The organism is Aeromonas allosaccharophila, from assembly GCF_000819685.1.
GTDB lineage: Bacteria > Pseudomonadota > Gammaproteobacteria > Enterobacterales > Aeromonadaceae > Aeromonas > Aeromonas allosaccharophila.
In genome coordinates this window covers 91,793-116,754 of record NZ_CDBR01000082.1, presented here as the reverse complement: position 1 = coordinate 116,754, position 24,962 = coordinate 91,793, and the positions used below count along the sequence as shown (strand labels likewise).

Below are 24,962 nucleotides of genomic sequence, written 5' to 3'. Positions count from 1 at the left end.
AGCAGGGACAGATTATGTTGCAGTTGTTTGGCTATTGGCGTTCGTCGGCAAGTTTTCGGGTGCGGATCGTGTTGCAGCTCAAGGGGCTCGCCTACGAGCAGCATCCGATCAATTTACGGCAGGGCGAACAGCGCGAGAAGGCCTATCGCCGCCTCAATCCGCAGGGGTTGGTGCCGTTTCTGGTGGATGGCGATCTGCAGATCGGTCAGTCCGTCGCCATCATGGAGTACCTCGACGAGACCTATCCCGCCTACTCCCTGATGCCCTCGGCCCCCGAGGCGCGGGCCCGGGTGCGCCAGATCGTCAACATGATTGCCTGTGACATCCACCCCCTCAACAATCTGCGGGTGCTGGGCTATCTGGAAGAGCAGGTCAGGGCCAGTAAAGCACAGCAAGCAGACTGGTATCGCCACTGGATTGACGAGACCTTCACCGCCCTCGAACAGCTGTTGATGACCACCGCCGGTGTCTACTGCGTCGGCAATGAAGTGACTCTGGCCGACTGCATGCTGGTGCCCCAGGTCTATAACGCGCACCGTTACGACATGACCCTGGACGATTACCCCACCATCCGCCGCATCGTCGCCAATTGCGAACAGTTGCAGGCCTTTATCAAGGCAGCCCCTGCCAGTCAGCCAGACGCGCAGTGACAACCTGACATACCGAAAATCGCGGGATGGCATCAGCACGCCATCCCGCGCCCCATCTCCCCTCATCTCTTCATTTCCCCCTCTCTATGCTTTTTGCGTATCTCTTGTTTACGCCTGAATGCCACCAGAAATCCCGCACCTGTCACATTTATCAATATTTTTAATTGGCCTGAGCCGATTGGTTAGTGTTTTGAGTTGTTAATCACACTCGGATTAATTGATTAGGCCTAGTATCGCCACGCCTGAGGTATAGGCGAAGGGGAGATGCGAACAGGTCGCCTATCAGGGGGCGCCCAGGTCTTTGTCGATTGTCCCGCGATTTGTCCGCACCTCTCTTTTTTCATTTTTTACGGTTTGATGGCCCGCACTGCCCGGCCCGTGTCACTGTGGCTATCCCTTGCGACAGCGGCAGGTTGACTGGCGAGCCACCGTTTATTTGCAACCACTCTGTGCAACAAGGAGATCTCATGCATTCCTTCAAAAAGTGCGTCGTCGCACTCTCCATCAACCTTGCCCTCTTCTCGTCGGCATTCGCCTGCACCACCTTGCTGGTTGGCAGTGAGGCCAGCGCCGATGGCTCCATGATGGTGGCCCGCAGCGCCGACAGCGATGCCCTTAAAGCCCAGCATTTCGTGATCCATCCGGCCAAGCAGGGGCAAAGTGGCGTGCACAGCTCCAAGGCTCACAACGGCGCCAATGATTTCAGCTACCCCTTGCCGAAAAACTCCCTGCGCTATACCACAGTGCCGAACTGGAAGACCCAGCTGCACGGCGCTACCGGGTTCAACGAGAAGGGGGTAGGGGTGAGCGGCACCGAGTCCATTTTCGCCTCACCCGACGCGCTCGCCTTTGACCCCTATGTGGAAGACAAGGGGATCACCGAGGATGACATTCCCGATGTGCTGCTCTCCCGGTCCACCTCGGCCCGCGAGGCGATAGCCTTGCTTGGCAACATCATCGAGACCATAGGCGCGGGAGAGGGATTTGGCGTTGCCGTGGTGGATGACAACGAGCTCTGGTATCTGGAGACCGCCACCGGCCACCACTGGATGGCGCAGCGCCTGCCGAAAAATCACTACTTCGCCTCTGGCAATCAGGGCCGCCTGCAGCAGTACGATCCGGCCAGTGTTGACATGATGGGCTCGAAAAATCTGATTGAATTTGCCACCGAGAAGGGGCTCTACCATCCGCAAAAAGATGGGGCGTTCAACTTCTCGAAAGCCTATACCCGCGATGACGAGCGGGATCGCACCTATAACGATCCGCGGGTCTGGACCATCCAGCAGATGTTCAACCCCTCGCTCAAGCAGGCGGTGGATGCCGGTCGCCAGTTCCCGGTCACCCTCTCCCCAGAGAAGAAGATGACGCTGGAGGAGGTCAAGGCGGTGCTGCGCAATCACTATGACGGCACCGAGCACGATCCCTACAGCAAGGGGTTGAATGGTCAGGAGCCGTGGCGCCCCGTCAGCGTGTTTCGCACCTATGAGTCCCATGTGATGCAGGTACGCCCCTGGATGCCGCGTGAGGTAGGGGAGGTGACCTATGTGGGCCTCGGCATGGCGGACTTGACAGCCTTCGTTCCCTACTACAGCGGTCTGGAAGCCTATCCGGCGCACTATGCCATGGGTAGCGACAAGGCCGACAGCGACTCCATCTACTGGAAATATCGCAAGCTGCAGACCCTGGTGATGACCGATTACCCCAAATTGGCCCCCATGGTGAAGCAGGCGTACCAGAGCTGGGAGGCGAAGATCGCCAAAGAGCAGAAAGAGATGGAAGCCAACTATCTGAAAACGGTCAAAACCGACAAGGCCGCTGCCAACAGCATGCTCAACGACTTCAATCTGCGGGTGATGCAGGAGGCCGAAACGCTGACCGACGATCTGACCAACCAGATCTTCACGGTGCGCACCCAGGATATTCAGGCCGATATCTTCTTCGCCAACAAGGCGAAAAAGGATTAATCGCGACGCACTCATCATGCCAAAGAGGGGCCCAGATGGTCAGCCTGAGCGGCCGCCGGGCTGACCGGTTCCTCTGATCACTTTCCCTCTATCGATGCCGGAGCCTGTGCTCCGGCATTTTTCCTCTATGACATCCCGCCAATGTGTCTGGCCCGGGCAGTGGATTTCGCTACCCAATACGAAAGCAGAGACTTTCATTCAGGTTTTTATTTCGCCTTTCAGCATATCAGGCATGTGATCAGCTACCCACTTTTGGTTATCTGATGGCTTTTATGCAGCTTTTCTGTGTTATTTATCACTACCCATTGATTCGACTGTGATGGGCACTCTCTTTATCCATCTCATTTTTTCTCGTTAATCCAAGGCGTTATCGCTTCATCAGACGGCTGTTTGCAGAAAAAGCGGCTGCTTTCTGAATAAGGTGACCGCGCCGCCGGATCTCGTCACGGCATCATATCCGTCACTACTCACAGGACTACCGCAATGCAGATTGTCGACCGATTTTTGGGATACACCGCTATCAATACCACCACCAACCGTGAAGCGGGCGCCGCCGGGGTGATGCCCTCTTCTCCTGGGCAGCGGGTGCTGGCTGACAAGGTGGCAGAGGAGCTGATTGCCCTGGGGCTGACCGTGGAGGTGGCGGACAACGCCATCCTGACTGCCACACTTCCAGCCAATGTGGCGGGGGATCTGCCCACCGTGGCCTTCTTTGCCCATCTCGATACCAGTGCCGAACACACCAACGATACCCATGCCCAAGTCGTGGCCTATGAAGGGGGGGATATCTGCCTCAATGCCGAGCTGCAGATCACCCTGCGCCAGAGCGAGTTTCCCGAGCTGGCCAACTATGTCGGCGATCGGATCATCGTGACCGACGGCACCAGCCTGCTGGGGGCCGATGACAAGGCGGCCATCGCCGCCATCGTCAATGCGGTGGCCTATCTGCAGGCACACCCGGAGATCCCTCACGGCACCATCAAAATTGGTCTGGTACCGGACGAGGAGCAGGGGCTGCGCGGCGCCAAGGTGTTTGATACCGCCCGCTTTGGCGCTGACTTTGCCTACACCCTCGACTGCTGCGGGATTGGCGAGCTGGTCTATGAGAACTGGAATGCGGGGGATGCGGAGTTTGTCTTTCACGGTGCCTCGGCTCATCCCATGTCGGCCAAGGGCAAGCTGAAAAATTCCCTGCTGATGGCCCACAAGTTTATCGCCATGCTACCGGGGGGCGAAGCGCCTGAATATACCGAGGGGCGTGAAGGTTACTACTGGGTCAAGCAGATGCAGGGCAACAGCGCCCAAACTGTGCTCAAACTGGATGTGCGCGACTTCACTCAGGAGGGGTATCAGCAACGAATGACCCTGCTCGACACCCTCGGCAAGAGCTGTCAGGCCCTGTGGGGTGAGCAGAACGTGAGTTACCACTTGAGCGATCGCTACAGCAATGTGTTCAACAGTTTGCAGGGCGATAATCGTTATCCCATCGAACTGGCGCTGGCCGCTTACGAGACGCTGGGGATCACCCCCAAGCCCATCCCGATGCGCGGTGGTTATGATGGCGCTGTGCTCTCCCAGAAGGGATTGCCCTGCCCGAACCTCTTCACCGGTGCCCACAACTTTCACTCCATCTACGAGTACCTGCCGGTCAGCTCCCTCGAGGCGGCCAGTGCCGTGGTGATCGAGATCATCAAGCTCACCCATGCCCGTTTCAGTCGCTAAGGAGTCGTCATGTTTCAGGTAGTTATTGCGGTACTGGTCATCGTGCTGGTGGCCAGGTTGATCCTGAAAGGCTATCGGGCCGAGCCGGTGCTGTTTGCCGCCGGTTTGGTTCTGATGGTGGCAAGCCAGCTGGCAGGGTGGGGGAGTGTGCTGCCCAAAGGGGTCGAGAGCACCGGCATTGCCCTGTTTGATCCCTTTGAAGTGATGCGGGATCTGTTCAGCTCGCGGGCGGCCGATCTGGGGTTGATGATCATGGCGCTGATGGGCTTTGCCCATTACATGGATCATATCGGTGCCAATGATGCGGTGGTGCGCATTGCGATTCGTCCACTGCGCCGGTTGCGCTCCCCCTATGTATTGCTTTTCTTCTCGTACCTGCTGGCCAGCGCGCTGCAACTGGCGATCCCCTCGGCGACCGGTCTGGCGGTGCTGTTGATGGCGACACTCTTCCCTATCATGGTGGGGCTGGGCCTCTCTGCGGCTTCGTCGGCCGGGGTGATTGCCACCTCCCTCGGGGTGGCCTATACCCCGACCGCTATCGATGCCATCCGTGCAACCGATGCGGTGGGCATGGGCCACAACGTGATCGAATATGTCTACACCTATCAGGGCCCCGCCGCGCTGGCGACCGTGCTGGTGGTGGGCTTGATGCACGTATTTTGGCAACGTCGTTGCGATCTGCAGGAGGGGCATCAGCATCAGGGCGCTGCTGCGGTGGACGACTCAGCGCAACAGGTCGGGGTCCCCGGCTTTTATGCCATCTTGCCGATGCTGCCCATCATCATGGCGGTGGGGTTCTCTTCCCTGTTTGTCGATCACATCAAGCTCAACGTTATCACCATCGTGATGATCTCGATGTTTATCAGCATGGTGGTGGAGGCAGCCAGAACCCGTGACATGAAGCAGGTGTGTGGTGGTTTCAGCCACTTCCTCAACGGCATGGGGTCAGCGTTCAGCAACGTGGTGGGGCTGCTGGTGGCGGCGGGAATTTTCGCCCATGGCATCAAGGTGCTGGGGGTAATCGATATCCTGATCGTCGGCGCCGAACATGTGGGACTGCCCGCCTTTGCCATGGCGATCGTTTTTGCACTGGTTACGCTGGTTGCCGCCATCATCATGGGCTCCGGCAATGCGCCCTTCCTCGCCTTTGTCGAGCTGATCCCGCAGATCGCAGCCAGCATGGGGGTCAATACCGCCGCCATGATCCTGCCGATGCAGCAGGCCTCCCATATGGGACGCGCCATGTCACCAGTCTCCGGGGTGATTATCGCGGTCTCCAGTGGCGCCAAGCTGAGCCCGTTTGCGGTGATCAAGCGCACCTCGGTGCCCCTGATGGTCGGTTTTGTCTTCCATACCCTGATCGTGGGGATCTTCTATCTGTAACTGCCCCTTCGGTTATCCGGAGATGAAATAACGAAAAGCCTTCACGGGAGTGAAGGCTTTTTTGCATCGCGTTATGCCACTTGCAGTGGGGTGCCTCCAGCTAAAAACGGTACTCGATATGGAGGGTATGGCTGTCGAGCCCCGGGTTCTTGTCATACATATAGGCGTTGGACATGTGCTCATACTGATAGCCGATCAGCCAATTTTTGGTGATGGCGTAACCGAGGCCGATACCCAGGGTGAACTGGAAGGGGCCGCCGTAATCCTTGTAGCCATAGCCGCGGGTTCCGAATTGATGCTGATCGAGCCAGACCATTTCGCCGGGGAGCCAGGTCACCCAGTTACCCCATTGGCATTCGATACGGGCGCCACCTCCCAGTCTGGCGGTCTCTTCATCTTCTACCTTGAGCGTCCCACCACGCACCCCCACTCCAAATTGGCAGCCTGATTCTCCCCAACGCCAAAACATATGATGGAACTTGGCGTCGGCGATTTTAATGTCGAGCTTTTCATAGCTGAAGGCGTTGCCAAGTTGCAGCACCACGATATTGTCATTGGCCATCGCAGCCGGGCTGACGAGCAGTGCTGCCAGCAGGCCAATCCTTGAAAGAGTGTTAGCGTCCATGCCCCCTCCCGATCCTTGTTGTCATCGTGGTGATCCTGTTGATCACCCTTCAGGCATAGTCAATTGACGCGCTCCCTGTCAATGCATGGTCCTTAGGTAAAAAAATTAAATATTTATGAAAAATCAACTATCTGCGTGGTCTGATGTGGTTTGGCGAGCGTGGCTGTGGGGACATGAAAAAGCCCTTCACCTTGGTGAAGGGCTTTTTGCTATCTGGCGTTATCCGCTCGGGTGAACCCGTTCGGGCTTAGTAGCCTTGCTGGTGCACGTCCATGACGGCGCGGCCTGACGGGTCGGCCATCTCCTTGAACTTGGCATCCCACTCCAGCGCGGTGGGGGTGGAGCAGGCGACCGACTTGCCGTAGGGCACGGTACGGGCGGCGGCTTCCAGCGGGAAGTGCTCGTCGAAGATGGCGCGATAGAAGTAGGCCTCCTTGGTGAGCGGGGTGTTGATGGGGAAGCGGAATGCGGCCGCCTCGAACATCTGATCCGTCACTTCCTGTTCGACCATGGCTTTCAGGCTGTCGATCCACGAATAACCTACGCCGTCGGAGAACTGCTCCTTCTGGCGCCATGCCACTTCGTGGGGCAGCAGATCCTCGAACGCTTCGCGCAGGATGTGCTTCTCGATCTTGCCGTTGCCGCACATCTTGTCGGCAGGTTGCAGGCGCATCGCCACGTCCATGAACTCCTTGTCGAGGAAGGGCACACGACCTTCCACGCCCCAGGCGGCCATCGACTTGTTGGCGCGCAGGCAGTCATAGAGGTGCAAGGAGGCAAGCTTGCGCACGTTCTCTTCGTGGAACTCGCGGGCATTGGGCGCTTTGTGGAAGTAGAGGTAGCCGCCGAACAGCTCGTCGGAGCCTTCGCCGGAGAGCACCATCTTGATCCCCATCGCCTTGATGTAACGGGCCATCAGGTACATGGGCGTGGAGGCGCGGATGGTGGTGACGTCATAGGTCTCGAGGTGATAGATGACATCGCGCAGGGCATCCAGACCCTCTTGCACGGTGAAGTGGATCTGGTGGTGGATGGTGCCCAGATGGTCGGCCACCTTGCGGGCGGCAGCCAAGTCAGGCGAGCCTTCCAGCCCCACGGCGAAGGAGTGCAGCTGGGGCCACCAGGCTTCGCTCTTGCCATCGTCTTCCACCCGACGGGCGGCGTAGATCTTGGTGATGGCGGAGATGACGGACGAATCCAGCCCGCCGGAGAGCAGCACGCCATAAGGCACATCGCACATCAGCTGGCGTTTGACCGCCGCTTCCAGTGCGGCTTTGAGCTCGGCCTTGTCGCTGACGTTGTGCTCGACCGCACCGTACTCCATCCAGTCGCGCTTGTACCACTGCTTAAGTTCGCCATCCTTGCTCCACAGGTAGTGTCCCGGCGGGAAGGTTTCGACGCTCTTGCAGACCGGCACCAGCGCCTTCATCTCGGAGGCGACATAGAAGTTGCCGTGTTCGTCGCGACCGGTATAGAGGGGGATGATCCCCATGTGGTCACGACCAATCAGGTAGGCATCCTGTTCGGCGTCATAGAGAATAAAGGCGAAGATGCCGTTGAGATCGTCGAGAAACGCCGGGCCCTTCTCCTTGTAGAGGGCCAGCAGCACTTCACAGTCGGATTTGGTCTGGAACTGGAAGTCGACCTTGAGGTTCTTCTCCAGCTCTTTGTGGTTGTAGATCTCGCCGTTAACGGCCAATACGTGAGTGCGCTCGGGGTTGTAGAGCGGCTGGGCGCCATTGCCCGGATCGACGATGGCCAGGCGCTCGTGCACCAGAATCGCTTTGTCGGAGCTGTAGACGCCGGACCAGTCAGGCCCGCGGTGACGAAGTCGCTTGGACATCTCCAGCGCCGATTTGCGCAGCAGAGCCGGGTCGGTTTTGATGTCCAGAATGCCGAAAATAGAACACATTGGCGGTAATCCTCTTGATTTTTATATGAGCCCCCCACGTCCGGGCTCGAAATTCCATTTACATTCCTCGTCAGACACAATGCCTAGCGGAAAAACCTTTTGCAAGCGGGAAAACCGCAGAAAATCATGCCGTAAGCGTCAAGCGGATCAACGGGATAAGGGGGCCGGTAGTGGCGCCGGTCGTGGTACAGGGAGTGGTGCCGGGTGACGTGAACGTCAAGCCGAGGCGGGTTCGAAGATCACATAGACCTTGCGACAGGGGGTAAGGGTCTCCCACTCTCCGACAAAGCCGGCGGGAATGACGAATTGATCGCCGGGTTTCAGTGCCAGCTGGCCGCCCTGACTGTCGTGGATCACCACATCCCCCTCCAGCAGCTGGCAATACTCGTGCTCGGTGTAGTGGATGGCCCAGCGGCCGGGCTCGCAGGCCCAGAAGCCTATGTGAAACTGCTGGCTGGGGTCGGAGTAGTGGTTCCACACGGTCTGGCTCGGGTTGCCCGCTTTAATGCGCTCGGGGGCGGGCATCAGCGGAGTGGGGGCCGCTTCGTGGCGGTCGAGCAAAATCCAGTCGTTAAGGGTCTTCATGGTGCCTCCCTGGCAATGGGGATATGAAAGCGGGGCCATCCCGGCCCCGCGTTTGTTCGTTTTATTAAACGAGGTTGAGCATAACTTAAACGATGCACATCCCCTTGCCAAGGGCCCTCGCCAAGCCCCCGATGCCAGCACTCAGCGCGGCTGCAAGCGGCGGATCACATGGCGGGCAAAGCCGCTGCCCGCTTCGTTATAGACATTGAACACTGCATCCACCCCTTGCTCCTGTAGGGAGGCGATATCATCCTCGAAGCGGACGATGGCGGCGATCTTGCCGGTAAAGCCGTGGCTGCGCAGCTTCTCGATGGCGTAGAGATTCCCCGAGTGGTGGGGCATCGCCAGCAGCACCAGATTGACCTGATTGGAGAGCAGCACCTTGTCCCAGAAGTCGGTATCGGTGGCATCCCCCTCGATGACGTTCATCCCCTGGGCGCGCAGGGTGGGCAGCTTCTCGCTGTCGTTCTCCACCCCGAGGATGACATTGCCGTATTTGTTCTCCAGCTCGAAGTATGCCCCCTGACCGATCCGCCCCATGCCGAGGATGATCACCTCGGCATCGCCCAGTTCGATGGGCCTGTCTTCCGGATGGAGGTTGCTCGCCTGCAATCCTCGCAGCCAGTGGCCGATGCGGTGGTAAATGCGCTCGCTCTGGGCATTGAGCGGGGCCGAGATCATAAAGCTCGCCGCCAGCGCCAGCGAGACCGCCACCAGCCACTCGTGGGAGATCCAGCCTGCCTTGGCGGCGATGGCCGCGACAATGAGGCCAAACTCCGAGAAGTTGGTGAGCGCCAGGGTAGAGAGCAGGGCGGTACGCACCCGCAGGTGGGCACCGCTGTAGACCAGATAGTAGAGCGCGCTTTTCAGCGGCAGGGCCAGCACCAGCGCCAGTGCCAGCAGCATGGTGTCGTGGGTCGGCAGGCCATTGAGGCCTATGGTGAGAAAGAAGCAGACCAGAAAGAGGTCCTTGAGGTTAAAGAGAGCCTTGGCCAGCCCCGCCGCCGCCGGATGGGAGGCGAGCAACATGCCGATGATGAGGGCTCCGAGATCCGGCTTGAGGCCGACCACTTCAAAACCGGCGGCCCCGACGACCAGCGCCAGAAAGACTCCGAACAGCACCTGCAACTCGCCGTGACCGGCCCGCTCCAACAGCTTGAACAGCAGCGGGCGCAGCAGCGGCAGCCCCAGCACCCAGAGCGCCCAGATACTGGGCAACTTACCGCTGGAAAAGGCTAGAAATGCCACGGCGAACACATCCTGCATCACCAGCACCCCGATGGCGATGCGGGCGTAGAGGGCGTTCATGTCGCTGCGGTCTTCCAATACCTTGACCGCGAACACGGTGCTGGAGAAGGAGAGGGCAAAGCCCAGCAGCAGCGCCAGCTTCCAGTCCAGCGACAGGGCGAGGTGGAGCCCCAGCCCCTTGCAGACCAGCAGCACCACGGTAAACAGCAGGGTGGAGAGCAGAAGGTGCAGGCTGGTGGTGCCCCACACATCCCGCCGCATCAGGGTCTTGATGTTGAGCTTGAGGCCGATAGTGAACAGCAGCAGGGTGACGCCGAGATCGGCCACCTCGCTCAGGGCGGGGGTATTTTCATATCCCATGCCATTGAGGATAAAACCGGCGGCCAGAAAGCCGAGCAGAGGGGGCAGGCCAATCAGATTGACTACCATGCCGCAGCCAAAGGCCACGGCGATCAGAATGGGTTCCATAACAGATCCTGCAAGGGCAGTTGAGACCTGCCCTGTTTAACGCTTGGGTGGTGATTAGACGATATCGATGTCGACCACGGAGTCGAAAATATGGTTCGGTCGAAACGGCATACGGTCGATATCGGCTACCTTGCTCACCCCGGAGAGCACCAGCACCGTCTCGAGACCGGCCTGAAAGCCCGCCAGAATGTCGGTGCGCAGGTTGTCGCCGATGATGATGGTGTCGTCGGAGTGGGCCTCCATCCGGTTGAGCGCCGCACGAATGATCCAGGCGCTCGGCTTGCCGACATAGAACGGCTTCTTGCCGGTCATCCGTTCGATGGGGGCGCACAGGGCGCCGCAGGCCGGGTGCATCATGGGGCCGTGGGTATCGGGGTTGGTGGCGATAAAGCGGGCCCCCTGATCGACGAACTTGGCCCCCTGTTGCATCATGGTCCAGTTGTAGTTGCGGGTCTCGCCCACTACCACGAAGTCCGGGTCGATATCGGTGATAGTGAAACCGGCCTTGTAGAGCTCGTGGGTCAGCGCCCCTTCACCTATCACATAGGCCTTCTTGCCATCCTGGCGCTTGAGAAAGTCGGCGGTGCCCATGGCGGAGGTGTAGAAGCACTCTTCCGGCACCTCGATCCCGGCGGAGCGGAAGCGGTTTTGCAGATCTTTCTGGGTCTGGGCCGGGTAGTTGGTGAGGAACAAGAGCTTGCTGCCCTGCTCCAGCAGGCGATGGACGAAACGGTCGGCACCGGGGATGAGATCGTTGTTGTGCAGGATGACACCGTCGATATCGCAGATGACGTTCTTCTTCATGAAAACTCCTTGTCAGGGCGCAGGCGAGCCGCCAATCGTTAAGATGTTCAATCATTTATGATTTTTGTGACGCCATTATAAGTCTGTTTGATGACAAGTCTCCCCTGTCTCGCCACTTCGGTGCACAATAAAGCTGCCGTCGGGTCAGTCTGGTGGAGGGGCTGACGCCGGATCACTTTGCTGATGGAGCCGTCGCTATGGACACCCCGATTTCCAAGCCAGTCACACCCGAACACCTCACCGCCGCGCAATTTATCGCCGGACTGCCGAAACTGGAGCTGCACCTGCATATCGAGGGCAGCCTCGAACCCGAGCTGATGTTTGAGCTGGGCCGCCGCAACGGTGTGCCATTGCCCTGGCCCGACGTGGCCAGCGTGCGCGCCGCCTATGACTTTGACTGCCTGCAATCTTTTCTCGACCTCTACTATCGCGGCGCCAGCGTGCTGGTGACCGAGCAGGACTTCTTCGACCTCACCTGGGCCTATCTTGAGCGGTGCGCCGCCGACAAGGTGGTGCATGTGGAGATCTTCTTCGACCCGCAGACCCACACTGCCCGCGGTATCTCCTTTGCTACTGTGCTGAGTGGCATCGAGCGGGCGCTGCAGCGCGGGGAGCAGGAGTTTGGCATCAGCTGGCGGCTGATCATGAGCTTTTTGCGCCACCTGAGCGAGGATGAAGCGTTCGCTACGTTGGAAGAGGCTATGCCCTTCCTGTCGCGCATTCATGGCATCGGCCTCGACTCGGGGGAGAGGGGCAATCCGCCCACTAAATTTGCCCGGGTCTTTGCCAAATGCCGCGAGCTGGGGCTGCCGGTGGTGGCCCACGCAGGTGAAGAGGGGCCTGCCGACTACATCTGGCAGGCGATCAACGAGCTGAAGGTATGCCGCATCGATCACGGGGTGCGCTCGGCCGACGATCCCGAGCTGCTGCGCTATCTGGCCGATACCCGGCTGCCGCTCACCGTCTGCCCCCTCTCCAACACCCGGCTCAAGGTGTTCGGCAATATGGCCCAGCACAATGTGTTGCGGCTGCTGGAGCAGGGGCTCTGCGTCACCATCAACTCGGACGATCCCGCCTACTTCGGTGGCTACATGGGGGCCAACTTTGCGGCGCTGGCCGATGGCCTCGGCGCGACCATGAGTCAGCTCTGCCGCCTCTCGCTCAATGCCGTTGAGGCGAGCTGGCTCTCTCTGGCTGACAAGGCGCGGCTGACCCGCGAGATCCGTGGCTATGCCGCGACCCACGGGGTGATCCTGCACTGAGTCAGGTGCCAATGTCCTCGATATGAAAAGCAGTTGATATAAAAAGAGGCCCGCCATCACTGGCGGGCCTCTCTCTTTTCAATGGCAGGTGTAGCTGCCGGGTGAAGTCATAGTTACGCCACCCGTACCAGAAACTTCTCGCCCTGTCCTTCGCGCTTGAAGCGCTCAAGCAGAGTAGGCAGTGCCTCAAAGTCGCCCACCACCAGCGGCGGCAGGGTCAGCTCGCCGTTCGCCATCTGCGCCATCATGGTGACACCGGCAGCCACCAGTCGGCTCCACTGCTTGTCGGTGCCAAAGGCGTGCTGGGCACCGAGCGCAATCTCGTGCAACGAGTGGCAATGGCTAAAGGCGGGCAGCGGGTTGTGCGGGATGCGCCCGAGCACCGTCACCATATGGCCGTAGTAGCCAAGGGCGGGCAGCAAGCTTTCTGCCTGTTGGCTGGAGACCAGATCGATGATCCCCTCGAACGGTTCGTTGCCGTTGGCCGCTTGCAGGGTGGCCAGCCACTCCGGATCCCGATAATCGGCCACCCCCTGCACCCCGATCTGTTTGAGCCACTGATGGTGGCGTGGACTGGCGCTGGCAAAGAGCCGCGCCCCCTGTTTAAGGGCGAGCTGCACCGCAAAGCGGCCGACACTGCTGCCCGCACCGGTGATAAGCAGCGCTTCGCCGTGCAGGCGTGGCAGTTTGGCCAGCGCCTGCCAGGCGGTGAGGCCGGGGCAGGGCAGGGCGGCCGCTGCCTCATCACTCAGAGCATCGGGCACCGGCAGCAGGGCGCGCGCCGGTACCCGGGTGTGGCGGGCAAAGCTGCCGTGGTGGCGCAGGTCGGTGTGGTAGGCGACCCGGGCGCCGAGACGCAGATGGCTGACGTTGGCGCCGAGCGCCACGATAGTGCCCATGCCATCGACGCCGGGCACCTGACCATCCTGCCAGTTGGAGTGGCCATATTCGATCAGCTTCCAGTCCACCGGGTTGAAGGCGATAACCCGGTTGGCTACCAGTACCTCGTCAGGGGCGAGCGGTGCCAGGGGCAGATCGGCGAGGGTAAGCTGGGTCGGTTCACCGGGGGCATGCCAGCACCAGGCTTGGGTGTGATTCATGGGGACTCCTTGTGGAAGCCAGGGGGAGAGAACAATGAGGTCATTGCAACAGTGATTCGGTCAGTCATATCACTGTTGCTAATGCGCAACAATACGACAGGCCCCAACCTGTGGGGCCTGCTTTACGTGGCCGGTTGGCCATTGGTAATCAGCAGTTGGTAGCTGCGTCATCGGCCTGATAGACGGGGTAATCGGTCAGCCCCTTCTCGCCGCCGCCAAACAGGGTGGCTGGATCGTGGGGGGCCAGCGGGTAGCCGTGGCGCAGCCGGTTCGGCAGATCCGGGTTGGCGACGAAGGGGCGGCCAAAGCCAATCATGTCGGCCCAGCCCGCTTCAAGGGCGGCGCGAGCCCGCTTGCCATCATATTTACCGGCGTAGATCAGGGTGTTGGGGAAGGCATCGCGCAGACCCTGCTTGAAGTTCTCCGGCATCAGGGGGGCATCGTCCCAGTCCGCTTCGGCAATGTGCAGGTAGACCACGTTGAGCTGGCCCAGCAGGCGGGCAGCCGCCAGATAGGTCTCCTGCGGATTGGCATCCACGGTGCCGTTGAGGGTGGTGAGCGGCGCAAGACGCACCCCAACCCGATCCGCGCCGATTTCGCTACTGACCGCCTCGGTCACCTCTTTGAGAAAGCGCAGCCGGTTCTCCAGCGATCCGCCGTAGCCGTCGGTGCGGGCGTTGGACTCGGAGTCGAGGAACTGGTTGATCAGATAACCGTTGGCGGCGTGCAGCTCGATTCCGTCAAAACCGGCGCTGATGGCGTTGCGAGCCGCCTGACGGAACTGGCCCACTACCGCATCGATATCGGCTTGGGTCATGGCGCGCGGAGTGACGGTCTCGACAAAGCCCGGCGCATCGCTGCCGTTATCGACGAACACCTTGACGCCCACTGCGGGCAGGGCTGAAGCGGAGATGGGCTGGGCGCCGCCGATGTTGTCCGGATGGGTGACCCGGCCCACGTGCCAGAGCTGGGCGAAGATGGTGCCCCCCTTGGCGTGCACGGCATCGGTCACACCCTTCCAGCCCGCGATCTGCTCTGCGCTGTAGATCCCCGGCGTCCAGGCATAGCCCTTACCCATGGGGTCGATTTGGGTGCCTTCGCTGATGATCAGGCCCGCCTCGGCGCGCTGGGCGTAGTAGCTCGCCATCATGGCGTTGGCCACATCACCCGGCTGACTGGCACGGGAGCGGGTCATGGGGGGCATGACGATGCGGTTGGCAAGGTGCAGCTGGCCGAGGCGCAGCGGGCAGAACAGGTGATCGTGGCTCATCTTGAGTTCCTCATGGTGGAAGTGAGGCCACTCTATGCCGGTATCTTGTTGTGAAAAAGAGGGGGAATTGCACAAGAGAATTGCGCTTGATGCAGCAATCAGCGCAAACCGCCGAGAGAGGCGGCGTTGAGGCATAAAGTTGAAGCATAAAAAAGAGGGCCGTATGGCCCTCTTCAGTTTTTTGCCGGTGGCAGGCTCAAGCCGCGCCCGGCATCACTTTCACCCGCTCGATGCGCCGCTCGCTCACCTCGATCACCTCGAAGTTGAGCTGCTGCAGTTGCAGCTGCTGGCCCGGGGTGGGCAGGGTGCCGAAGTGGGAGAGCAGCATGCCCGCCAGGGTCACGTACTCGTCGCTCTCGCTCACCAGCCCCTCGTGCTCCAGCACCTGCTCCACATGATGGATGTTGGTGCTGCCGTTGATCAGCCACCCTTCGCCATCGCGCACGATATCCGGGGTTTCGTCCTCGTCCGGCAGTTCGCCGACGATGGCCTCCAGCAGATCGTGGGTAGTGACCAGCCCCTGAATGACGCCAAACTCGTCTGAGACCAGAATGAGGCTCCCCTTGGCTTTGCGCAGCTCCGCCAGCAGGCGGATCACGTTGATGGTCTGCGGCACGATAATGGGGTCGTTCTGCTTGGCCAGTTCGCTTAAGGATTGCCCTTCGTTCAAGGCAAACAGCAGGTCGCGCGCCTTGAGCACCCCGATCACCTCGTCCAGATCGCCGTCACAGATGGGGAACAGGCTGTGGGGCTCGCGCTGCAGCAGGGCACGGATCTCGTTGCTGGAGTCGTTGATGTCGATCCAGGCCATCTCGGAGCGCGGGGTCATGATGGTGCGAATGGATCGCTCGGCCAGCGACAGTACGCCGGTCACCATGTAGCGCTCCTCCTCGCCAAAGCTCAGCGGCGCAGGCGCCGGTGCGTCCAGATCGTCACCCGGCTGATCCTGATAGGCCTTGCTGCCCATCAGCTTGAAGATGGCGGCAGTGGTGCGCTCGCGCAGCGGCTGTTTGGCTTCGTGGCGCTCGGCGCTGCGCTGGGCCAGCTGGTTGAAAAACTCGATCAGTACCGAGAAGCCGATGGCCGCATAGAGGTAACCCTTCGGAATGTGGAAGCCGAAGCCCTCCGCCACCAGGCTGAAGCCGATCATCAGCAGGAAGCTCAGACAGAGCACCACCACGGTCGGGTGAGCGTTGACGAAGCGGGTCAGCGGCTTGGAGCCGAGCACCATCACCACCATGGCGATGGTCACGGCGGCCATCATGACGCCCAGGTGTTCCACCATGCCGACGGCAGTGATGATGGAGTCGAGCGAGAAGACCGCATCGAGCACCAGAATCTGGGCGATCACCACCCCGAAGCTGGCGTAGGCGCCGACCGGGCCATCGTCATGGGGTTTGGCTTCCAGCCGCTCGTGCAGCTCGGAGGTGGCTTTGAACAGCAGGAACAGGCCGCCCCCCATCAGGATCAGGTCCCGACCGGAGAAGGGGTGATCCCACAGATGCAAAATCGGGGTGGTCAGGGTGACCAGCCATGACATCACGCTCAGCAGCGCGAGTCGCATCAGCAGGGCCAGCGACAGGCCGATGATGCGCGCCTTGTCCCGCTGGGCGGGGGGCAGTTTTTTCACCAGGATGGCGATGAAGACCAGGTTGTCGATCCCCAGCACGATTTCCAGAATGATCAGGGTAAACAGACCAATCCAGATATGGGGATCCAGCAGCAATTCCATTGTATGACCTCAATAAAAACAGACAGAGCAAACAGTGATCACGGCGCGCGATGGCCGCAGTAACAGCAAGGCAAAGGTGTTATTCAGAGGCGCTGATGAAGCAGATAAAGATAGGCTTTGACAGAAAGGGACGAAGGGCAACTTCGGGGATTGTCCATGATGGGCAATAAAACCTCGGGTAAAAAATGAGCCCTGATGATAACGATTGGCGCCAATTTGGCAAGTGCAGCATCAACGGGGCGTGACGGGACTGTGATGAGACAGAGGGAGGCGGCCGCGCCGCGCTCCCCCGTGCGGTCGTTACAACCAGCGTTTTTCGCGGGTGAAGCAGACCGAGAGCCAGGCATCGCCCAGGGTATCGCCGAGGCGAGACCAGAGCTCATGGCGCAGGGCATCCTGCCGTTCGACCGGCCAATCCTGATCCGGTGCCACCAGAATGTTCAATTCCAGATCGAAGCGGCGACCGCTTTTCGCCAGATGGCTGTAGCACTCGAAGCCATAACGCTGGCGCAGCGTCTCTATTTCCCGCTCGACGTGCTGTGACACATCGCCCTTGGGGGCAATTTTGAATACTTCCCGCAGGTTTCTGCTCAGCACCTTGATGGGAATGAGGGTGGCACAGAGGGCCAGCAGCGAGACCAGCACCGGGTCTATGTAGCGGTTGTATTGGCCGTGGCCGATGGCATCCAGACCAATGGCGACCAGAAAGCCGACCAGCAGGGTGGCACTTAAAATGGTATCGACCAGCCACTCCTCGGAATCAACCCGCACCAGTTCGGAGTTGAACTGCTTGGCCAAGCGGGCTTCGACCAGATAAAGCAGCGAACAGAGGAAGGTGGAAATGGCCGCACAGATGAGGGCGTGACCGAGGTTGATCTCGCGGCCACCCTCCAGCAGGGTGGTGATGCCGTTATAGAGTGCCCCCAGGCAAAGCAGCAAGATGATGAGGCCGTTGATCACGTTGGCGATGGGTTCGAAGTGGGCGTAGCCGTACTGGAAGCGCTCATCGTAGGGACGGGTAACGAAGTAGGCCGTGACCAGACCCAGACCTGTCATGCCCATGCTGAACAGGCTGAAAATACCGTCGAGCATGATGGCGTGGGAGCCGACCAGCAGACCGTAGCCAATACCGAAGATGGCAAAGGCGATGCTGCCGACGAGCGACAGGGTGAGCGCCTGCTTCTCGGTGGTGATAAGCGTACTGATAACATGGCTGGGGTGAGCCATAAAAGTCCTCCTTTCAAATGGTGAATATTGCCAAGCGCAAGCGGTTTTCTAGCTGATATACTGCCCGCTCACATGTGAGCGGACTGGCCTGATTGCCATTGACAGGCGGCCAGTCGTAGTCGCCGGCGTGCCGGCATCAAGCAAAGGATGGGAACAAGGATTCATGATCCCGAGACTCGATTACCAGGACAGTTTGTCACCCGCAACCCTGCAGTTTCTTGAGTTGCTAGAGCGCAGCGCATTTCGTGGTGATATCGAAAAGTCTTATGCAAGCCGGTTGGCGATGGCGACGGATAACAGCGTCTATCAGGTAGTACCTCAGGCGGTTCTCTATCCGCGCAGTGCGGACGACATAGCAGCAATGCTCAAGCTGGCCGCAGAGCCGGCGTTCGCCTCCTTGAGTTTTTTCCCTCGTGGTGGCGGTACCGGCACCAATGGTCAGTCATTGGGCGGCGGCATTATCGTCGATCTCTCCCGTTATATGAACCAGATCATGGAAATTAATCTGGAGGAGGGGTGGGTGCGTGCCCAGGCCGGGGTGGTGAAAGACCAGCTCAACGCCTGGCTCAAGCCTCACGGCTACTTCTTCTCGCCGGATCTCTCCACCTCCAACCGCGCCACCTTGGGCGGCATGATCAACACCGATGCCTCGGGGCAGGGGTCACTAGTCTACGGCAAAACCTCGGATCACGTGCTCGGCCTGAAAGCTGTGTTGGAGAACGGTGACATCATGGTCACCGAGCCGGTCAATGGCTCCCGTCTTGAAGACAAGCTGGCGCTGGATAATCGGGAAGGGGAGATCTATCGCACCCTCTATCGCATCGGCAAGGAGCGTCGCGCCGACATCGAAGCCACCTTCCCCAAGCTCAACCGCTTTCTGACCGGTTACGATCTCAAGCACCTCTATCAACCGGATACAGATACGCTGGATGTGAGCCGGGTGCTGTGCGGCTCGGAAGGGTCTCTTGGCTTTATCACCGAAGCCAGACTCAACATCACACCGATCCCGCGCTACCGCACGCTGGTTAACGTCAAGTACGACAGCTTCCCCTCGGCTCTGCGTAACGCCCCCTTTATGGTGCAGGCGCAAGCTCTCTCGGTGGAGACGGTGGACTCCCGGGTGCTGGGACTGGCCCGCGCCGACATCATCTGGCATTCGGTGAAAGAACTTATTCAGGATGTGCCCGGCAAGGATCTGCAGGGGCTCAATATCGTAGAGTTTGCTGACACCGATGAAGCCGCGCACCACGCCAAGGTAGCGGAGCTGTGTCGCCGTATCGATGCACTGCTGGCCAAGGGCGAGGCGGGGATCATCGGCTATCAGGTGTGTGACCACCTGCCGAGCATCGAGACCATCTACACCATGCGCAAGAAGTCGGTGGGACTGCTGGGCAACGCCGAAGGTCGCAAGAAGCCGGTGGCCTTTACCGAAGATACTGCCGTGCCGCCAGAGTCGCTGGCCGATTTCATCATGGAGTTTCGCGCCCTGCTGGACGCCCACGGCCTCGACTACGGTATGTTCGGCCATGTCGATGCCGGTGTGCTGCACGTGCGTCCGGCGTTGGATCTCTGTGACCCGGAGCAGGAGGTGCTGCTGCGCCGCATCTCCGATCAGGTGGTGGCGCTCACCGCCAAATATGGCGGCCTGATGTGGGGGGAGCACGGCAAGGGTTTTCGCTCCGAATACAGCCCTGCCTTCTTTGGCGAGCTGTGGGAAGAGTTGCAGCGGGTCAAGGGGGCGTTCGATCCGGCCAACCGTATCAACCCGGGCAAGATCTGCATCCCCTATGGCAGCGGCGCCGAGCTGGTGTCGGTGGATGGCCCCAAGCGCGGCAAGTATGACCGCCAGATCCCGCTCGCCGTGCGTACCAGCTACACCCGCGCCATGGATTGCAACGGCAACGGTCTCTGTTTCACCTTCGAGACCGACTCCCCCATGTGCCCATCGGTCAAGATCAGCCGTGACCGCCGCCACTCCCCCAAGGGGCGTGCGGGCCTGATGCGTGAATGGTTGCGTCAGCTGGCGGAGCAGGGCTTCGACCCGTTGGCGGAAGAGGTGGCGCTGCAATCCGGTGGCGTACGCTTCAAACAGCTGGTGGACAAGGTGCGCAACAGCTGGGCCAAACAGCGTGGCGAATATGATTTCTCCCACGAGGTGATGGAGGCGATGGCGGGCTGTCTGGCCTGCAAGGCGTGCACCAGCCAGTGCCCGATCAAGGTGGATGTGCCCGATTTTCGCGCCCGTTTTATGCAGCTTTATCACGGCCGCTATCTGCGCGCGCCGAAGGATTACTTCGTCGGCACCGTCGAAAGCTATGCGCCGCTGCTCGCCAAAGCGCCGAAGCTGGTCAACTTTTTCCTGGAAAAAGAGTGGGCCCAGAAGGCGACCGAGAAGAGCATCGGCATGGTGGATGTGCCGCTGCTCTCGGTGCCGACCCTGGCCGAGAGCCTGCACGACAACCGCGCCCGCTATTTTGATCTGCCGGGACTGGAGCGGATGAGCGCCGAGCAGCGCAAGCAGGTGGTGCTCATCGTGCAGGATCCCTTCACCAGTTACTACGATGCCCCCGTGGTGCGCGACTTGGTGAAACTTGCCAGCAAGCTTGGGTTCCAGCCCTATCTGCTGCCCTTTAAACCGAACGGCAAACCCCAGCATATCAAGGGGTTCCTGCGCGCCTTTGCCCGCACCGCCGCCAACAGCGCCCAGTTCCTCAACAAGGTGGCGGCGCTCGGCATCCCCATGGTGGGGGTGGATCCGGCCATGGTGCTCTGCTATCGCGACGAATATGCCAAGGCGTTGGGGTCGGCCCGAGGCGATTTTCAGGTGTTGCTACCACAGGAGTGGTTGCTGTCGCTGCCAGCAGAGCTGCTGCCCGTTAACGCCAACAAGGCAAAGTGCGAGGAGGGGAGTGAACCCGAGCCATGGTATCTGTTTGCTCACTGCACCGAGAAGACCGCCAAGCCCTCGACTCACGGCGACTGGAGCACCCTGTTTGGCCGCTTCGGGGCCAGTTTGCAGCCGGTCTCTGTGGGTTGCTGTGGCATGGCAGGCACCTATGGTCACGACGTCAAACAGGTGGAGAACTCCAAGGGCATCTATGGCCTGAGCTGGGCCGATCCCCTTGCTCGTCTGCCCAAAGCGCGCTGTCTGGCGACCGGCTATTCGTGCCGCAGTCAGGTCAAGCGGATGGAGGGGGAGAAGCTCAAACATCCATTGCAGGCCCTGCTGGAGCTGCTTTGATGCTGCGTTTTCCCAAACGGTTTCGGGTGCCGAAGGCCTATCGGCACCCGCGCTTTTTGCTGTTGCCTGCCACCCCAGCTCAGGCGGTGGTGGAGTTTGTCGCCATGTTGCGCGAGCGCGAGCAGCTTCATCAGCTGTTTCGCCCGAACGATATATGGCCCTCCGCCAACTTCAGCCTGAGCCTGCACGAAGGGGATCTGGAGTGGCAGCAGTCGGAGTTTCTGGCCAAGCGCTCCTTTGCCTATGGCCTCTGGAGCCCTGATCGGGAGCCGCAATTCTGGGGCGGCGTTTATCTCTACCCCTCGGTGCTGCCGGAGGTGGCGGTGGAGCTCTTCTTCTGGAAGGTGGCCGAGGCGCCCATCACGGATGAGGAGCTGGAAACGCAGCTGCGCGACTGGCTCGCCAGGGTGTGGCAGTGGCCGGAACCCCGTCTGCCGGGGCGAGAGGTGCCGTGGGCCGAGTGGCCCGGAGTCACCTACCCTTGGTGACATCCCGCTTAAGGGCATGATTGTGTAACACGCAGCTCCGGGTCGGGGCTGCGTTGTTACCACGTCACCCGGTAACCAACAACTCACATAACCGAACCATTTTGCCGATGGAGGGCGTTGCACTCATATCGGTACGCATTCATCGCTTACATAAGGAGTCTGCTCGCCATGAGTCAAGAAAACGCCCCCATCTGGCGCAAGCCCATCAGTCTGGACGGGCTCAACGCCACCTCTCGCAACACCCTGATGGCCCATCTCGACATCGTCTATACCGGCTTTGGCCCGGACTGGCTGGAAGCGACCATGCCGGTGGATCACCGTACCCATCAGCCCCTTGGCATGCTCCATGGCGGCGCGTCGGTAGTACTGGCGGAAACCCTGGGATCACTGGCAGCCAATATGGCTGTGGGGCCAGATAGCTACTGCGTGGGACTGGAGGTGAATGCCAACCATCTGCGGGCCAAGCGGGAAGGGGTGGTGATCGGTCGTTGCGCGCCGCTGCATCTGGGGGCGACGACTCAGGTGTGGCAGATTGAAATTCGGGACGAACGGGGACGTTTATTGTGTACCAGCCGACTGACGATGGCGGTGCTCAAACACAAGCGGGGCAAGGACTCCAGCGAGGAGTGACCTGCAATAACGCACCAGTAGTGAAAAATAAGCAAGCCATAGTCGCAAGATCCCTCTATAATTGCCAACGTCTTGAGAGGCTTATCACATTTTTCAAGACAGCAGAACAAAGTGGCGCTATAATCGCCGCCTTTTTGCTATTCCGCGGTGCTTAGCCGCCTGCCTTAATCTGGAAGAATCTATGTCTGATACCGAACAACTGCCCCTTTTTAGTGAGCTTGGACTGGCCGCGCCTGTATTGAAAGCGCTGCAAGACGTGGGCTATGAGCGCCCGTCACCGATCCAGGCCGCAGCAATTCCCCACCTGATGGCGGGACACGATCTGCTGGGGCAGGCGCAAACCGGTACAGGGAAGACCGCTGCTTTTGCCTTGCCTCTGTTGTCTCGTCTGGAAGCTGGTAACCGCAACACTCAGGTTTTGGTGCTGGCTCCGACCCGTGAACTGGCCCTGCAGGTTGCCGAGGCGTGCCAACGTTACGCCAAGCACATGCCTGACTTCCACGTCCTGCCGATCTACGGCGGCTCCTCTTACGAAACCCAGACACGCGCCCTGCGTCGCGGTGCTCAGGTTGTCGTCGGTACCCCGGGTCGGGTGATGGATCTGATCCGTCGCAAGAACCTGGACCTCTCCGGCCTGAAAGCCCTGGTACTGGACGAAGCCGATGAAATGCTGCGTATGGGCTTCATCGACGACGTGGACTGGATCATGGAGCAGTGCCCGGCCACCCGTCAGGTTGCCCTGTTCTCCGCTACCATGCCGGACCAGATCCGTCGCGTTGCCCAGAAACACCTGAAGCAGCCGAAAGAGATCAAGATCATCACCAAGACGTCCACTGCACCGACCATCCGCCAGCGTTACTGGCAGGTAACCGGTCTGCACAAGCTGGACGCCATGACCCGTCTGCTGGAAGTCGAACCGTACGAAGCCGTACTGGTCTTCGTGCGCACCAAGAATGCTGCCGAAGAGCTGGCTGGCAAGCTGGCCGCTCGTGGCCACGCCTGTGAAGCGCTGCACGGCGACATCCCGCAGAAACTGCGTGAGCGTACCGTTGACAAGCTGCGTCAAGGCCAGCTGGACATCCTGATCGCCACCGACGTTGTCGCTCGTGGTCTGGACGTTGAGCGTATCACCCACGTAGTGAACTACGACATTCCGTACGACACCGAATCCTACGTACACCGTATCGGCCGTACCGGTCGTGCCGGTCGTAAAGGTGAAGCCATCCTGTTCGTTGCTCCCCGTGAGCGTCGCATGCTGCGCGCCATCGAGCACGCTACTCGTCAGGCCATCGAGCCGATGAAGATGCCGAGCACCGAGGACATCAACCAGCACCGCCTGACCAAGTTCAAAGAGCGCATCCGGGAAACCATGATGGGTGAAGAGCTCGAGATCTATGTGAACCTGGTTAACGAGCTGATCGAAGAAGATTCTGCCGATCCGCTGGAGCTGGCTGCCGCACTGGCCAAGCTGGTACAGGGCGACCAACCGCTGCTGCTGGATGACTCCATCCCCGATCCGCTGCTGAATGCCAGCAACGATCGTGGTGGTCGTGATTTCGACCGTCGTGACGGTGGTCGCGATTTCGGTGCCCGTGACTTCGGCGACCGTGGTGATCGTCCTGCCCGTCGCATGCCGTCCCTCGAACCGCGTCCGCTGAAAGACAACCCGGATGTGGAGATGGAGCGTTACCGCGTAGACGTGGGTGCCCATCACGGCGTCAAGCCGGGCCAGATTGTTGGTGCTATCGCCAACGAAGCGAACATCGAGAGCCGTTTCATCGGTAACATCGACATCGCCGATGACTTCTCCACCGTCGATCTGCCGAAAGGCATGACCGCCGATGTACTGGAAGTGATCAAGAAAGCCCGTGTTTGCCAGCGTCCGCTGCAGATCACTCGCTACACCGAAGTGCCGGCCGGCAGCAACACTGCTCCCCGTCCTCCGCGCAGCGATCGCCCCTTCAACAAGGAGCGTCCTTTCAACAAGGATCGCCGTCCCCAGGGTGACCGCCCGTTCAACAAGAGCGGTGAGCGCCGTGAAGGTGGCTTCAACAAAGATCGCAAATTCAGTGGCAAGCGTCGCGAAAGCTGATTGCTGACCCCGTTATGAAAAAGGCCGCTCATTGAGCGGCCTTTTTTTGTGCCTGCGGTTTTGCCCTGTGTTCTTGCTGAACGCCAGGGTGACATAAGGTGTTGTGGGTAGAGCGCATAATGACCGCTACTTGATCACTGGATGTCGGGGAGAGAGAACGCCTTTTCTACTCGACAGGCGGTTGTGACGTGGTCTGGTGTCATCCACCGTTCTGCCATAGCGCAGGGCGGGCAGCCGTTTCTCTATATTGGCAAGCATTGAGCGAACCGATAGTGCTGCGCGATAGTACAGCGACAGTGCAGCGCATCGTTGTGCAATCCACTGGAGCGCACAACGATGCGCACTCTTTATGACATCAAGGTCAGGCGTCGGGATGTGTGCGCTTGGGCGAATGGTTGGACGGGGAGTGACAGCATTGCGCCCGGTGACTTCGGCGGTCGGAAGTGGAGGCGGTGAGGTGGTCGCTCAGAAGGCCTATCTGGCTGGCGGCCACTATTCATGTCGAGCGGTAGAATCGGTTGGTGTCAATGAAGAAGGCGACCATCAGGTCGCCTTCTTG

General features: G+C 60.0%; 18 protein-coding genes. 9 read left to right on the top strand and 9 right to left on the bottom strand.

The genetic code is table 11. The annotated features are described in order from the left end of the window. Positions 1-14 precede the first annotated feature (14 nt). The 4 genes from maiA (at position 15) to dcuC (ending at position 5,719) form a co-directional block, all read left to right on the top strand. Positions 15-650, top strand: coding sequence for a maleylacetoacetate isomerase (maiA, locus tag BN1115_RS14230; protein ID WP_042657666.1), 636 nt, complete (start codon positions 15-17; stop codon positions 648-650). Between the two features lie 467 nt (positions 651-1,117). Continuing rightward, positions 1,118-2,614: a C69 family dipeptidase gene (locus tag BN1115_RS14225; protein WP_042657665.1), complete on the top strand. Its 1,497-nt coding sequence runs from the start codon at positions 1,118-1,120 to the stop codon at positions 2,612-2,614. A gap of 483 nt (positions 2,615-3,097) precedes the next feature. Then, positions 3,098-4,336, top strand: a complete 1,239-nt coding sequence (gene pepT, locus BN1115_RS14220; protein WP_042657664.1) for a peptidase T — start codon at positions 3,098-3,100, stop codon at positions 4,334-4,336. A 9-nt stretch (positions 4,337-4,345) separates the two neighbouring features. Continuing rightward, positions 4,346-5,719: a C4-dicarboxylate transporter DcuC gene (dcuC, locus tag BN1115_RS14215; protein WP_042657663.1), complete on the top strand. Its 1,374-nt coding sequence runs from the start codon at positions 4,346-4,348 to the stop codon at positions 5,717-5,719. A 100-nt stretch (positions 5,720-5,819) separates the two neighbouring features. On the opposite strand, the gene BN1115_RS14210 is transcribed toward dcuC, so the two are convergent. The 5 genes from BN1115_RS14210 to BN1115_RS14190 form a co-directional block, all read right to left on the bottom strand. Further along, positions 5,820-6,344 (bottom strand): acyloxyacyl hydrolase, encoded by a 525-nt coding sequence (locus BN1115_RS14210; RefSeq protein WP_042657662.1) that lies wholly within the window; start codon positions 6,342-6,344, stop codon positions 5,820-5,822. A 247-nt stretch (positions 6,345-6,591) separates the two neighbouring features. Beyond that, positions 6,592-8,256, bottom strand: a complete 1,665-nt coding sequence (gene asnB / locus BN1115_RS14205) for an asparagine synthase B (RefSeq protein ID WP_042657661.1) — start codon at positions 8,254-8,256, stop codon at positions 6,592-6,594. 216 nt (positions 8,257-8,472) lie between these two features. Beyond that, positions 8,473-8,841: a cupin domain-containing protein gene (locus tag BN1115_RS14200; RefSeq protein ID WP_042657660.1), complete on the bottom strand. Its 369-nt coding sequence runs from the start codon at positions 8,839-8,841 to the stop codon at positions 8,473-8,475. A 141-nt stretch (positions 8,842-8,982) separates the two neighbouring features. After that, positions 8,983-10,557: a cation:proton antiporter family protein gene (locus BN1115_RS14195; protein ID WP_042657659.1), complete on the bottom strand. Its 1,575-nt coding sequence runs from the start codon at positions 10,555-10,557 to the stop codon at positions 8,983-8,985. Between the two features lie 54 nt (positions 10,558-10,611). After that, positions 10,612-11,361 (bottom strand): HAD-IIA family hydrolase, encoded by a 750-nt coding sequence (locus tag BN1115_RS14190; protein WP_005337281.1) that lies wholly within the window; start codon positions 11,359-11,361, stop codon positions 10,612-10,614. Positions 11,362-11,558: 197 nt separating this feature from the next. Here BN1115_RS14190 and BN1115_RS14185 point away from each other — a divergent pair, with 197 nt between their 5' ends. Further along, positions 11,559-12,623: an adenosine deaminase gene (locus tag BN1115_RS14185; protein WP_042657658.1), complete on the top strand. Its 1,065-nt coding sequence runs from the start codon at positions 11,559-11,561 to the stop codon at positions 12,621-12,623. Between the two features lie 113 nt (positions 12,624-12,736). Here BN1115_RS14185 and BN1115_RS14180 read toward each other — a convergent pair whose 3' ends face one another. From BN1115_RS14180 to BN1115_RS14165, 4 genes are all read right to left on the bottom strand, one after another. Further along, positions 12,737-13,723, bottom strand: coding sequence for a zinc-binding dehydrogenase (locus tag BN1115_RS14180; protein WP_042657657.1), 987 nt, complete (start codon positions 13,721-13,723; stop codon positions 12,737-12,739). Positions 13,724-13,871: 148 nt separating this feature from the next. After that, entirely contained in the window at positions 13,872-14,993 is a 1,122-nt protein-coding gene (locus BN1115_RS14175; RefSeq protein ID WP_042657656.1) for an alkene reductase, read from the bottom strand. Between the two features lie 196 nt (positions 14,994-15,189). Continuing rightward, positions 15,190-16,725, bottom strand: a complete 1,536-nt coding sequence (locus tag BN1115_RS14170; protein WP_042657655.1) for a TerC family protein — start codon at positions 16,723-16,725, stop codon at positions 15,190-15,192. A 300-nt stretch (positions 16,726-17,025) separates the two neighbouring features. After that, positions 17,026-17,952, bottom strand: a complete 927-nt coding sequence (locus tag BN1115_RS14165; RefSeq protein WP_042059343.1) for a cation diffusion facilitator family transporter — start codon at positions 17,950-17,952, stop codon at positions 17,026-17,028. A gap of 163 nt (positions 17,953-18,115) precedes the next feature. Here BN1115_RS14165 and ydiJ point away from each other — a divergent pair, with 163 nt between their 5' ends. The 4 genes from ydiJ (at position 18,116) to BN1115_RS14145 (ending at position 24,403) form a co-directional block, all read left to right on the top strand. Beyond that, the gene (ydiJ, locus tag BN1115_RS14160) at positions 18,116-21,193 is read left to right on the top strand and encodes a D-2-hydroxyglutarate dehydrogenase YdiJ (RefSeq protein WP_042657654.1); all 3,078 of its coding nucleotides are present in this window, start codon (positions 18,116-18,118) and stop codon (positions 21,191-21,193) included. Continuing rightward, on the top strand, positions 21,193-21,681 hold the full coding sequence (locus BN1115_RS14155) for a hypothetical protein (protein WP_042657653.1): 489 nt from the start codon (positions 21,193-21,195) through the stop codon (positions 21,679-21,681). The genes ydiJ and BN1115_RS14155 overlap by 1 nt, the downstream gene beginning before the upstream one ends. Before the next feature lie 168 nt (positions 21,682-21,849). Next, entirely contained in the window at positions 21,850-22,311 is a 462-nt protein-coding gene (locus BN1115_RS14150) for a hotdog fold thioesterase (protein ID WP_042657652.1), read from the top strand. 181 nt (positions 22,312-22,492) lie between these two features. Next, positions 22,493-24,403, top strand: a complete 1,911-nt coding sequence (locus BN1115_RS14145) for a DEAD/DEAH box helicase (protein ID WP_042059352.1) — start codon at positions 22,493-22,495, stop codon at positions 24,401-24,403. Positions 24,404-24,962 lie beyond the last annotated feature (559 nt).